Consider the following 12755-nt stretch of genomic DNA (forward strand, 5'->3'; position numbering starts at 1 on the left):
AAAAGGACTATGCGCTTCGCTTTTGCATCGCCGGAAGCCGGGCGCGCGCCCTATCATCCCGCCACATTCATTTGACAGCCGGAGTTCCCATGCCAGACAAAAACTACGTTCTGACCCTCACTTGCGAAGACCGTCCGGGCATCGTCGCCTCCGTCACGACCGAGCTGGCGGGGATGGACGCGAATATCGCCGAGAGCAATCAGTTCTGGGACCGGCAGACCAACAGGTTCTTCATGCGCATCGCCTTCACCGCCGCCGAGGGCACGTCGAAGGACGATGTGGAGCGCGGATTGCGGCCGGCGATCGAACGCTTCGACATGAAGACGACATTGGTCGATCAATCGAAGAAGCCGAAGATCGTCATCATGGTTTCACGCTTCGACCACGCGCTGCAGCACCTGATCTACCAGATCAATGTCGGCTGGCTCGATGCCGAAGTCGTGGCGATCGTCTCCAATCATGAAGACAGCCGCCGCTTCGCCGATCATGAGGGAATTCCCTACCATGTCCTGCCGGTTTCGCGGGAGAACAAGAAGGAGCAGGAAGACGCCCTGCTGAAGATCGTCAAGGACACCGGCGCCGATCTCGTGATCCTGGCGCGCTACATGCAGGTCCTGTCCGACAACCTGTCGAAGCGCCTGTTCGGCAAGGTCATCAACATCCACCACTCCTTCCTGCCGAGCTTCAAGGGTGCAAAGCCCTATCACCAGGCTTTCGAGCGGGGCGTGAAGCTGATCGGCGCGACCGCGCATTACGTCACGCCGGACCTCGACGAGGGCCCGATCATCGAGCAGGAGACGGAACGCGTCACCCATGCGATGAGCGCCGAGGATTTCGTGGCGACCGGCCGCGACATCGAAAGCCGTGTCCTCGCCCGCGCGGTCAAGAAGCATCTCGAATCCCGCGTCATGCTCAACGGTCACAAGACCGTGGTCTTCGGTTGAGCAGCATCGCGACGACACAGCGCTGACCGCCGGGCTGCCAAGCGCCCGGCGATGTGGAACAGGCTCTACTTCGCGGCGAAATAGGCTTCCAGATTGGTCACGACGCGGTCGGCCATGGCCTTGCGCGTCTCGACGGTGGCGCTGCCCATATGCGGCTGCAGCACGACATTGTTGAGCGCGAAGAGCGCCGTCGGTACATTCGGCTCATCGACGAAGACATCGAGCCCTGCCCGGCCAAGCTCGCCGGATTGCAGCAGCTCGACCAGCGCCTCCTCGTCGACCACCGTCCCGCGCGCGACATTGACGAAGGTGCCTTGCGGCCCGAGCGCCTTCAACACGTCGCGCGAGATGACGCCCCGGGTCGCTTCGCCGCCGGGCAGAATGGCTATCAGCGCCGCGCAGTCGCGCGCCATTTCGATCAGGTCGCCATAATAGCCATAGGGGCTGTCGGTGCGCTGATTGCGCGTGTGATAGACGATTTCACAACCAAATGCGGTGAGCTTTGCGGCAATGACGCTGCCGATCCGGCCGAGCCCGACAAGCCCCACCTTCTTGCCCTCGATCCCCTGGGCCAGAGGCGCCGTCTCGCCTCGCGCCCAGCGGCCTTCACGCACGAAACGGTCGTTGGCGACGATGTCGCGCGTCGACGCCAGCAGCAGGGATATCGCCATATTGGCCGTATCCTCGTTCAGGACGTCCGGCGTATTGGCGATCTTGATGCCCTTCGTCGCGGCATAGGCGACGTCGAGCGAATCCATCCCGACGCCGAAGGAAGAAACGATCTTCACGGCGGGCAGCAGATCGATCATGTCCGCCTTGAGGCCGGTAAATGTGCTGGTGACCGCAGCTTCGAAGCGATGCGCATTTTCCTGGAGATATCCGAGCGCATCCTCTTTCTCATAGAGCTTTTCCAGCGCATATCTCTTTTCGAGCTCCTCGATCAGATAGGGCATGAGGGGTCCAAGCACGAGAATGGGTGGTTTCGCCATTGTATTTCCTGTGGGTTGCGGGGATGCGGACAGCAAGGCATACAACATAGACAATGTTGCGGATGGACAACAAGCCATTTACTCGTGAAGCGCCTGCCCGTATATGATTATCCAAGCTCCAGGCTTGCCTACCAGCCTGCAACAGGTTGAAACAACCTCGTCGAAACGAAGAGAATAATCCATGGCCAAGACAGTAGAGATCGCCGATCTGAAGCGGATTGCAAAGCGCCGGGTGCCCAAGATGTTTTTCGACTACGCCGATTCCGGCGCCTGGACGGAAACCACCTATCGCGCCAATGAGGCGGATTTCGCCAAGATCCAGCTGCGCCAGCGCGTGGCGGTGGACATGACCGAGCGCACGCTGGAAAGCACCATGGTTGGCCTGCCCGTTTCGATGCCGGTCGCGCTCGCGCCCACCGGCCTCACCGGCATGCAGCATGCGGATGGTGAAATACTGGCCGCACAGGCCGCCGAGGAATTCGGCGTGCCGTTCACCCTGTCGACGATGAGCATCTGCTCGATCGAGGACGTGGCGGCAGCGACCACCAGGCCGTTCTGGTTTCAGCTCTATGTCATGCGCGACCGCGAGTTCATCTATAATCTGATCGACCGCGCCAAGGCCGCAAAATGTTCCGCGCTGGTGCTGACACTGGACCTGCAGATACTTGGCCAGCGGCACAAGGATTTGCGCAACGGCCTTTCCGCCCCGCCCAAATTCACGCCGAAGCACATCTGGCAGATGGCGACGCGGCCGCAATGGTGCCTCGGCATGCTGAACACGAAGCGCCGCACCTTCGGCAATATCGTCGGCCATGCCAAGGGTGTCGCCGATCTCTCCTCGCTTTCCGTCTGGACCGCTGAACAGTTCGATCCGCGCCTTTCATGGAGCGATGTCGCCTGGATCAAGGAGCGGTGGGGCGGCAAGATCATCATCAAGGGCATTCTCGACGTGGAGGATGCGAAGATGGCCGCTGCGACCGGCGCTGATGCCATCATCGTCTCCAATCATGGCGGACGCCAGCTCGATGGCGCCCCCTCCTCGATCTCCGTGCTGGCCGAGATCGTCGATGCGGTCGGCGACAAGATCGAGGTGCATTTCGATGGCGGCATCCGCTCGGGACAGGACGTGCTCAAGGCGCTGGCCATCGGCGCCAAGGGCACCTATATCGGGCGCGCCTTCCTTTACGGCCTCGGCGCCGGCGGCAAGCGCGGCGTGACCGAAGCCCTCGAGATCATCCGCAAGGAGCTCGACATAACGATGGCGCTTTGCGGCGAACGGGACGTGAAGGTGCTCGATCGCAACAATCTCTACAAGAGCGGCCTCGAAACCAAGCCGCGCATGGCGCAGGTGAAGAAGAAACGCCAGGGATAAGCGGCAACCCGGCGAAGCGGCCGGAAACACGCGTCGTCATCGCCGTGGCGCATCCGAAATCCGATCAGACAGGCCTAGTTAGCCGTGGTTGTATACGGTGAAATCGTGATCCAGGAATAAAACGTGGAATATCCGCCCTTCTCTATACCCCACCATCGGCTTCTTGTTGTTGAACCGGATGGCGAGAAACGTAACGTCGTCAGTAACAGAAATCGGAACGGCAACCCTTAGACTTGCTCTTGCAATCTTCTCAGAACCAAGCCCATGTCTTGGCGACTGCAAAATATCCCGCCATTTGAGACTGCTTAGGGTAAAAAGCTTCCGAGACAACGCAGCCTGATCAACTACTGCGCAACAGCTAACGCTGTATCCGTTAACGACCATTTTTTCAAACGAGAACAACGGAGCTTGTGTGTCGGAGTTTTCCGGCGGACTTGTTCCAACGACGCCCCTAAAGGGTTTCCGATTATCCCTGTTGCGCACGATAGGAGCTTATGTAATCGCCGCTAACCTCCGAGCGGAAGTAGTCGCGAAGCGCTGCAGTCGTGATCGTGTTGCCGTTTGGTTGATTATAGGCGTTGATCCAAGGTTCTTCTTCATGTGTCATATTTCGCAGCTTCCATGCCGAATATTGGCCATAGAATGAATTCACGTCATCTAATATGGCAAGATCAGGCGCATCGAACTGGTCAAAATCGAAGACTGCAACGTGAGGTATGGTGTCCGACTTATGGCCGCTAAACCGATGGTACTGCGAAGGAACGACCGGGCCATGCTGCCAAGCTTTAATCGGATCGTCAAATAATGGGGGTTCATCATCTGGACGCACCGCCGCAATCAGACCTGCAGCGTAATAACATAGCTTTTGAAGTTTTAGATTGGAAAGCGCATCGCCAAATTCCGGATTCGCTCTTGCAAGAAAGTAGTCAGCGACCAGATCTGTTTGATATGATCTCATTGTGACTGTCCACCCCGTTTCTTACGGTATAATCTCATTTTATTCATTTGTGAATCGCTAATATTTAGGACTGAACTCGGACAAGTTACTGTAGGAAAATGTCACGTACCGACGAAATTCAGAAATCCGAGTAAATGGCAATAAATAAATAAATTGGTACGCCCAAGGGGAATCGAACCCCTGTTTGCGCCGTGAGAGGGCGCCGTCCTGACCGCTAGACGATGGGCGCAAGCAGTTTGTGAGCGCGATATAACCAAGCGGAACGAAAAGTGCAATGACTAATATGCGGTTCGTTCCATGCGCGGCCGACCAAACCTCCGGTGCTGGACGCTAGTTGATGGCCTCGCCGATCCTTGCGACCACCCGCTTGGTGGCGATGTCATAGATCAGGATCTGCCGCGTGCCGTCGACGAGGCGCGTTTCCAGCGAAAGCTGCCCGCCGGAAAGATTGTGCGACAGGATGCGCGTGCCGGGATCGAGCGTGATCGCCTCGCCAGCCAGCGCGTCGCCGAGCGGCTGGCCAGGGACCGCCGGCGCTGCAGGCCTCGCCACCTCGCCGATCGGCTGGTTTATCTTGTAGACAATGGCGGCGAGCACAGCCATAAGACCAACGACCATGATGCCGATGGAAACAGCCAGAAGGCGGATCATCTTGCGGCGCACCCGCTCCATGGTCGGGTCCAGCGGCTGTTCTTCGCCATCCATATCTGGGCTGATATTCGCCATGCAAGGCATCTCCGAGGTTTCAGTCGAGGCCTCTGTAACGAAGGGACCGGTTTTTTGAAAGTCTTAATTGCCGATACGGAAGCGACTGGCAAGCGGCTGGATGCCTGGCTCACCGCGCAGCTTGCGCCGGATCTTTCGCGCAATCGCATACAGGCTCTCATAGCCGATGGCCAGGTCCAGGTCGACGGCCGCACCACGCTCGAGACGAAGCACAAGCTTCGCGAAGGCAATGAGGTCGCCATTATCATTCCGGAGCCGGCGGAAGCCGAGCCCAAGGGCGAGGAAATCCCGCTCGACATCCTGTTCGAGGACAATGACCTGATCGTCATCGACAAGCCTGCCGGCCTCGTCGTGCATCCGGGCAATGGCAATTGGACAGGCACGCTCGTCAACGCCCTGATCCACCATTGCGGCGATACGCTTTCGGGCATAGGCGGCGTCAAGCGGCCGGGCATCGTCCACCGCCTCGACAAGGATACCAGCGGCGTCATCGTCGTCGCGAAGAACGACAATGCCCACCGCCATCTCAGCGCGCAATTCGCCGATCATGGCCGCACCGGCGATCTCGAACGCGCCTATCTCGCCCTCGTCTGGGGCGCTCCCGACCGCGCGACCGGCACGATCGATGCGCCACTGGGCCGTTCGCACAAGGATCGCACCAAGCAGGCCATCGTGCACGAGGAACGGGACGATGCCCGCCATGCGGTGACGCATTTCGAAGTTCTCGAACGCTATGGCGCCAGGGAAGATGCCACCGCCTTCGCCTCATTGGTGGAATGCCGGCTGGAGACCGGACGGACGCACCAGATCCGCGTGCACATGGCGCATATCGGCCACCCGCTGGTCGGCGATCATGATTATGGCAGCGCGTTCAAGACCAAGGCGAACAAGCTCGGCGAGCCGCTGCAGACTTTGGTGAAAGGCTTTGCCCGCCAGGCGCTGCACGCGCGCCTCCTCGTCTTCGAACATCCGACGACCGGCGAGATCATGGAATTCGAGGCGCCGCCGCCGAAAGACATGGCAGAGCTTCTGGCAGCGTTCCGCACGCATTTTTCCTGATCTGGCGGGAACTTTTCGGCCCTTTGGCCGTTCACGAGAATAAATGCAAACATGAGCGCGTCGTTCACATTCATGTGACGGTTTGTTTCGCGACGCAATGCACCGTGTTTTTGCCAAAATACTACCTATATATGCATAGCATCAGAGTGTCCGCGCCAGTTCCTGGGCGGGCAGACGCTGCGAACCTGCCGAAAATGGAGGTTCATATTCTAAATGAGGAGGGGTGCTAAGTGGCCCAAAATCTTCCGACTATCCTGAGTGGTGACGGTGGACTTACCCGCTACCTGGAAGAAATCCGTAAGTTTCCCATGCTGGAACCGCAGGAAGAGTACATGCTCGCCAAGCGGTATCTGGAACATACCGACGCCAAGGCGGCACACAAGCTGGTGACAAGCCATCTGCGGCTCGTCGCCAAGATCGCCATGGGCTATCGCGGCTATGGCCTGCCGATCGGCGAAGTGATCTCCGAGGGCAATGTCGGCCTGATGCAGGCGGTCAAGCGCTTCGAACCGGAGCGTGGTTTCCGTCTGGCGACCTATGCAATGTGGTGGATCAAGGCTTCGATCCAGGAATATGTGTTGCGCTCCTGGAGCCTGGTCAAGATGGGTACGACCGCCAACCAGAAACGCCTGTTCTTCAACCTGCGCAAGGTCAAGAGCAAGATCCAGGCGCTGGACGATGGCGATCTGAATCCTGAACAGGTCAAGGAAATCGCGACGCGCCTGAGCGTTTCGGAGGACGAGGTCATCTCGATGAACCGCCGCCTGTCCGGCGATGCCTCGCTCAATGCGCCCATCCGCTCGTCGGATGGCGAAGCGGGCGGCGATTGGCAGGATTGGCTCGTGGACGACCATGACAGCGCCGAGACCATGCTGATCGAGCAGGACGAACTCGAAAACCGCCGCGAGATGCTGACCGGCGCAATGTCATCGCTGAACGACCGCGAACGCCGCATCTTCCAGGCGCGGCGCCTGTCGGACGATCCGGTGACGCTCGAGGACCTTTCGACCGAGTTCGGCATCAGCCGCGAGCGTGTGCGCCAGATCGAGGTCAGGGCGTTCGAGAAGGTGCAGGATGCGGTCAAGGCGGCCGCGCTGAAGCAGCAGAAGGCTCTCGTCAGCACGGGGGCCGACGCCCGCTAGGAACCGGAAATTCGAATGATGAAGAAAAGGCCGCGGATGCGGCCTTTTTGCTATGTATTCCCGCCGACTATTGTGTGCCGGCAGATTATTGTGTGCCGGCAGATTTGGCGGCCCAGGATCGCAGCACTTCCTCGAAGGCTTTTTCGCCCGGCAGGCCCTTCTCCAGCGTGATCAGGGCACGGCGGCCGGTCTTGTAGGCGATGGGGATGTCGATCCAGGATTGGCGGCGCATCAGCGACATGTTGGTGTCGATCGCGGTCTTTGCGTCGTTCATCGCGATGATGAAGAAATTGTCGGCGATCTTTGCCGGAATGGCGACGAGCGGGCTTCCCGGCGCCTGTTCGGTATCCTTGAAGGTCATCCGCGACACGGTTTCGATCGCGCCGCCGGCAAAGCCTTCGGGCACGGTGAAGATCATCTCGATCAGATGGCTGGCCGGCAGGGTCTTGTCGCCATTGCGGCGAATGATCATGCGCAGGTTGATGCCACGCTCCGGCACCGTGACTTCCGCCTTGATGGCCGGTTCCGGCGGCAGATCATTGCCCGGCGATTCCTGGACGACCGACCAGACGACACCGCCCGATTCGGCAGTGCCCGCATCCTGTCCCGAGCGCTCCTCGTAGAAGAATGCCTTCTGGCCGATCGGCAATGCCGCCGGTGCCTGTGCGTTCGGCTCGTTCGGCGCGGCAGGCTGGTCCGGCGTCGAGGTCGCTACGGACGTGCCCTCGCCGAGCGACGGCGTGTCATTGGCCCGGCCGGGATCGACCTCCTGCCCATCCGGCAGCAGGCGCTGCGTCAATTTCGGTTCGGCCTGCGGCTCGGGCGTTGCCGGCGCGGGCGAAGCCTCGTTCGTCGGCGCAGGCTGCCCCGGCGTTGCCGGCTGCGGCTCCTGGCTGGCCTGCTGTTCGGCGGGCGCTGCCGGTGGCTGCTGCCCGCCCTCTTCGCTCGACGAAGTGAGGCTGGCGAGATAATCCCTGGCCGCGCCCGCACGCTCGACGAGCGAATCGCGCCAGACATAGCCGGCATAGCCCAGGCCGGCCAATGCTATCAGCACGACGGCGGCGGCGATGATCGGCGTCAGCGAACGGCGCTGCGTCGGATGCTTGAGTGGTTTGCGCGTATAAACGCCGTAGTCGCTGCGGTCTTCACCATCAGCGGCAATAGCGGGTTCGCCCTCCACGCGGTGGTCGGCAAGATCGTCCTGCCACTGCGGTCCCGTCGAAACGGGCTGGTCTTCCTGCGGTTCGTCACGCTTGTCCGCCTGACGCTGGCCGGTAAGAAAATCCTCCAGCGCGTCCGGCTGCGACTGCACCGGCGTGTAGTTGGACGGCGTGTAACTGGTCGGCGCAGCCTCTACGGGCACGTCCTCGCGATCGAACTCATAGCCTGTCTCGCCCTTCTCCGCCCGCAGCAGCTCCGACATTTCCGACGAAGGAGCCGGCTCGGGCACGGAAGACGGTGCGGGTGCCACGAAAGACGGCGGAGCGACGGGCGTCGGCGGCAGGGGCTGGGGTTGGGGCCGGGGCCGGGGCTGGGGCTGGGGCTGGGGCTGGGGCGCTACCGTTTCGGGTTGAGGCTCGGGTTGGGGGGCCTGTTGGGACTCGGCGGGTGCGGGTGGTGGTTCGACCGGTTCGGGAGCGGCGGCGGCCGGAGGCGGTGCGAAGCTCGATTCGACTTCGGCGATTGCATCGTCCAGCGCCTGCGTCTGCCGCGCAGCCACCGCTTCGGACGCATTGAGGGCGACCAGTTTCTGCTCAATCGTTGCACGAGCCTTGGCATATACGCGTTGCCGGAGCTCCGGCGTAGGATCCGCGAGACCGTCAATTGTCTTTCTCAATACTGCAACGAAATCGGCCATTCACCCAAACCTATGGTTTTACTGCGAGATTGCTTCGTAATTCTCGCGCCCGAGTCTAATCATGAAACGGGTCAGTAACAAGTATCGTATCGTCCCGCTCCGGACTGGTCGAAAGCAGCGCGATCGGCGCACCGATCAGCTCCTCGACATAGCGGACATATTTGACGGCCTGCGCCGGCAATTCGCTCCAGCTGCGCGCGCCGGCAGTGGTGCCTTCCCAACCTTCCATGGTGGTGTAGATGGGTTTCACCCGCGCCTGCTGGCCCTGGCCCGCCGGAAGATAATCGATGGTCTCGCCATCGAGCTCATATCCGGTGCAAACCTTGATCTCTTTCAATCCGTCCAGCACGTCGAGCTTTGTCAGCGCAATGCCGCTGATGCCATTATTGGCGACGGCCTGGCGCACCAGCACCGCATCGAACCAGCCACAGCGGCGCTTGCGGCCGGTGACCGTGCCGAATTCATGGCCGCGCTCGCCGAGGAACTGCCCGACCTCGTTTTCCTGCTCCGTCGGGAACGGCCCTTCGCCGACGCGCGTGGTATAGGCCTTGGTGATGCCGAGCACGTAATGCAGCGAACCCGGGCCGATGCCCGAGCCGGCGGAGGCCTGGCCGGCAACGGTGTTCGACGAGGTGACGAAGGGATATGTCCCATGGTCTATGTCGAGCAGCGTGCCCTGCGCGCCCTCGAACAGGATGCGCTCGCCCGCCCGCTTCTTCTGGTCGAGAACATACCAGACGCGGTCCATGAAGGGCAGGATGTGCGGCGCCGCCTCGTTGAGTTCCGCAAGCAGCTTCGCCGCATCGACTTCTTCTATGCCGAGGCCGCGGCGCAGGGGATTGTGGTGCGCAAGCAGCCTTTCGATCTTGGCGGGCAATGTTTCGGGGTCCGCCAGATCGAGCACGTGGATGGCGCGGCGGCCGACCTTGTCCTCATAGGCCGGGCCGATGCCGCGGCCGGTCGTGCCGATCTTCGTGCCCGAATTGGAGGCCTCGCGGCGGCGGTCGAGCTCGCCATGGATCGACAGGATAAGCGTGGTGTTCTCGGCGATTTTCAGGGTTTCGGGCGTGACCTTCACCCCCTGCGCCTCAAGGCGGCTTTTCTCGGCGATGAACGCATGCGGATCGAAAACGACGCCATTGCCGATGATCGAAAGCTTGCCCTGGCGCACGACGCCGGAGGGAAGCAGCGAGAGCTTGTAGGTGACGCCGTCCACGACCAGAGTATGGCCGGCATTATGACCGCCCTGGAAGCGAACGATCACATCGGCGCGCTCGGAAAGCCAGTCGACGATCTTGCCCTTGCCCTCATCGCCCCACTGCGAGCCGATCACAACCACATTAGCCATTCAAAACTCCTCGAGCCACATCCTCTTATCGCGCATTTTTTCGGTAAATGCGGTGCTTCTATACAGGCTGGATTGGAAAAGTGCGACCATTCTTTGAGTTCGGGGGGAAATTGTTAAGCAAAACCATGATCCGGAGGCATGGGCCGCGAATGGTCGCGCAATTGAGCCGCCGAAGCGTCAGCGAAGCCGCCGCAGCATGAAACGGGCATCGTCCGAATAGGTCCTGAGCTTGGCTTCGAGCTCGGGCCGGTCATCGATCTCGAAGCCGTGCTTCTGCCAGAAGCCGGCCGAATTATTGACCGCCACCAGCGACATCGTATCGAACCCCTGCTCGCCGGCATGCCGCGCCAGGAGCGAAACGATCCTGCCCGCCGCGCCGGTGCCGCGCGCCGCCGGCATCAGGGCGATGTCGTGCAGGTAATAGGTGCTCGGCGTCGTCGGCAGCCGCTCCAGCATGCTGTTGAGCGCCGGCATGGAATAGAGGCGCCAGGGATGGGTTATGGCATAGCCGAGCGCCTCGCCCGAAGCCGCCTGCAGCAGATGGCAGCCTTCGGGATAGAGTTCGAGGCGCTCGCTGTAGATCGAGTCCTCCTCGAAGAAGCCGGTATGGATGATGGCGGCCATGCGGCTGACGGCGGCGAGATCACCCGCCTCCATCCTCCGCCAATGGAGTGCATTGCTATCGGCCGACATCATCCTCTCCGTCAGGCGACGTCGAATTCCAGCGGCTTCGCCGAAACGATGACCTTGTTGACCCGCAATTCCTCGAGAACGTGATCGGGGATGCGCTCGTCGAGATAGAGCATGGCAATGGCATTGCCGCCCGGATGATCGCGGCCGAGCGCGAAGTTTGCGATGTTCACATTGTTCTTGCCGCAAATGGTGCCAAGCAGGCCGATCATGCCCGGCGTATCATTATTGGTCGTATAGAGCATGTGCTGCCCGACTTCCGCATCGAGGTTGATGCCCTTGATCTGGATGAAGCGCGGCTTGCCGTCCGAGAAGCAGGTGCCGGCTATGGCCCGCGTCAGGGAAGCGGACTTGACCGTGAGCTTGATATAGCCGTCGAACACGCCCGACTTGTCGCGCCGCACTTCGGAGAGGATGATGCCGCGCTCCTTCACCATGATCGGCGCCGACACCATGTTGACGTCCGCCACCTGCGGCCGGATCAGGCCGGCAAGCGCCGCGCTGACCAGTGCCCTGGTGTTCATGCCCGCCGTCGAACCGTCGAACAGGACCTCGACTTCCTCGATGGGCTCTTCCGTGACCTGGCCGACGAAGGCGCCGAGAACTTCCGCGAGCTTGACGAAAGGCTTGAGGCGCGGCGCCTCTTCCGCGGTGATCGAAGGCATGTTGATGGCATTGGAGACGGCGCCCTTGATGAGGTAGTCCGACATCTGCTCGGCAACCTGCAGGGCGACATTCTCCTGCGCCTCGCTGGTCGATGCGCCGAGATGCGGCGTGCAGACCACGTTGGGCAGATGGAAAAGCTCGTTTTCCGTCGCGGGCTCGACCTCGAACACGTCGATGCCGGCGCCGGCGACCTTGCCGGACTTCAATGCCGCCACGAGGTCCTTCTCGACGATCAGGCCGCCACGCGCGCAATTGATGATCCGCACGCCGTCCTTCATCTTGGCAAGGGCTTCGGCATTGATGATGCCGCGCGTCTTGTCGGTCATCGGCGTGTGCAGGCTGATGAAATCGGCACGGGCAAGGAGTTCGTCGAGCTCGACCTTTTCAACGCCGAGCTCCTCGGCGCGATGATCGGAAAGGAAGGGATCGAACGCCACCACATGCATCTTGAGGCCGACGCCGCGGGTAGCGACGATGGAGCCGATATTGCCGCAGCCGATGACGCCCAGCGTCTTGCCGGTGATCTCGACACCCATGAAGCGGTTCTTCTCCCACTTGCCGGCGCGCGTCGAAGCATCGGCTTCCGGCAGTTCCCGGGCGACGGCGAACATCAGCGCGATGGCATGTTCGGCCGTGGTGATGGAATTGCCGAAAGGCGTGTTCATGACGATGATGCCGCGGCGCGATGCGGCGGGAATGTCCACATTGTCGACGCCGATGCCGGCGCGGCCGATCACCTTGAGGTTCTTCGCGGCGGCGATGAGCTTCTCCGTGACCTTGGTGGCCGAGCGGATGGCCAATCCGTCATATTGCTCGATGACCTCGAGCAGTTTCTCCTTGTCCTTGCCGAGATCCGGCAGGTAATCGACCTCGACGCCGCGATCCTTGAAAATCTGCACGGCAGTGGGCGAAAGTTTGTCCGATACGAGTACGCGCGGTGCCATGAAGGCCTCCATTCATGAAAATCGAAAGGGATGATTTGTCGGTGGCGGCCATTGCCGCC

The 12755-nt window shown here is 61.0% G+C and carries 11 protein-coding genes, 1 tRNA gene and 1 pseudogene; 4 read left to right on the forward strand and 9 right to left on the reverse strand.

All coding sequences use genetic code 11. The annotated features are described in order from the left end of the window. Positions 1–89: 89 nt before the first annotated feature. The gene (gene purU / locus OSJ75_RS04905) at positions 90–944 is read left to right on the forward strand and encodes a formyltetrahydrofolate deformylase (RefSeq protein WP_267227142.1); all 855 of its coding nucleotides are present in this window, start codon (positions 90–92) and stop codon (positions 942–944) included. Between the two features lie 65 nt (positions 945–1009). Here the strand turns inward: purU and OSJ75_RS04910 are convergent, their stop codons facing one another. Further along, positions 1010–1933, reverse strand: coding sequence for a 2-hydroxyacid dehydrogenase (locus OSJ75_RS04910; RefSeq protein WP_250020072.1), 924 nt, complete (start codon positions 1931–1933; stop codon positions 1010–1012). Between the two features lie 181 nt (positions 1934–2114). On the opposite strand from OSJ75_RS04910, the gene OSJ75_RS04915 reads away from it, so the two are divergent. After that, positions 2115–3305, forward strand: coding sequence for an alpha-hydroxy acid oxidase (locus tag OSJ75_RS04915; RefSeq protein WP_267227143.1), 1191 nt, complete (start codon positions 2115–2117; stop codon positions 3303–3305). Between the two features lie 466 nt (positions 3306–3771). On the opposite strand, the gene OSJ75_RS04920 is transcribed toward OSJ75_RS04915, so the two are convergent. The 4 genes and pseudogenes from OSJ75_RS04920 to OSJ75_RS04930 all read right to left on the reverse strand — a co-directional run bounded on the left by OSJ75_RS04920 (position 3772) and on the right by OSJ75_RS04930 (position 4989). Further along, positions 3772–4263 carry a Panacea domain-containing protein gene (locus OSJ75_RS04920; protein ID WP_267227144.1) on the reverse strand — a complete coding sequence of 164 codons (492 nt, stop codon included), beginning with the start codon at positions 4261–4263 and terminating at the stop codon, positions 3772–3774. Between the two features lie 154 nt (positions 4264–4417). Continuing rightward, a tRNA-Glu gene (locus OSJ75_RS04925) sits at positions 4418–4492 on the reverse strand. After that, positions 4478–4588, reverse strand: a pseudogene (locus OSJ75_RS22910) (hypothetical protein); the annotation flags it as partial. The pseudogene OSJ75_RS22910 and the gene OSJ75_RS04925, both read right to left, overlap by 15 nt. 5 nt (positions 4589–4593) lie before the next feature. Continuing rightward, a complete protein-coding gene (locus tag OSJ75_RS04930; protein WP_250020074.1) occupies positions 4594–4989 on the reverse strand; it encodes a fimbrial protein in 396 nt (131 codons plus the stop codon). 54 nt (positions 4990–5043) lie between these two features. Between OSJ75_RS04930 and OSJ75_RS04935 the strand changes: the two genes are divergently transcribed. Continuing rightward, positions 5044–6048 (forward strand): RluA family pseudouridine synthase, encoded by a 1005-nt coding sequence (locus OSJ75_RS04935; protein ID WP_267227145.1) that lies wholly within the window; start codon positions 5044–5046, stop codon positions 6046–6048. Between the two features lie 230 nt (positions 6049–6278). Further along, the gene (gene rpoH, locus OSJ75_RS04940; protein WP_250020076.1) at positions 6279–7190 is read left to right on the forward strand and encodes an RNA polymerase sigma factor RpoH; all 912 of its coding nucleotides are present in this window, start codon (positions 6279–6281) and stop codon (positions 7188–7190) included. 85 nt (positions 7191–7275) lie between these two features. Here the strand turns inward: rpoH and OSJ75_RS04945 are convergent, their stop codons facing one another. The 4 genes from OSJ75_RS04945 to serA all read right to left on the reverse strand — a co-directional run bounded on the left by OSJ75_RS04945 (position 7276) and on the right by serA (position 12696). Next, complete coding sequence (locus OSJ75_RS04945; RefSeq protein WP_267227146.1) at positions 7276–9048, reverse strand: hypothetical protein; 1773 nt, start codon at positions 9046–9048, stop codon at positions 7276–7278. A 55-nt stretch (positions 9049–9103) separates the two neighbouring features. Further along, positions 9104–10396 carry an adenylosuccinate synthase gene (locus OSJ75_RS04950; RefSeq protein ID WP_267227147.1) on the reverse strand — a complete coding sequence of 431 codons (1293 nt, stop codon included), beginning with the start codon at positions 10394–10396 and terminating at the stop codon, positions 9104–9106. Positions 10397–10573: 177 nt separating this feature from the next. Beyond that, on the reverse strand, positions 10574–11089 hold the full coding sequence (locus OSJ75_RS04955) for a GNAT family N-acetyltransferase (RefSeq protein ID WP_267227148.1): 516 nt from the start codon (positions 11087–11089) through the stop codon (positions 10574–10576). Positions 11090–11100: 11 nt separating this feature from the next. Continuing rightward, positions 11101–12696, reverse strand: a complete 1596-nt coding sequence (gene serA, locus OSJ75_RS04960; RefSeq protein ID WP_267227149.1) for a phosphoglycerate dehydrogenase — start codon at positions 12694–12696, stop codon at positions 11101–11103. Between the last annotated feature and the right edge of the window lie 59 nt (positions 12697–12755).

It is taken from the genome of Phyllobacterium sp. 0TCS1.6A (genome assembly GCF_026420825.1).
In the GTDB taxonomy this organism is placed as follows: domain Bacteria; phylum Pseudomonadota; class Alphaproteobacteria; order Rhizobiales; family Rhizobiaceae; genus Phyllobacterium.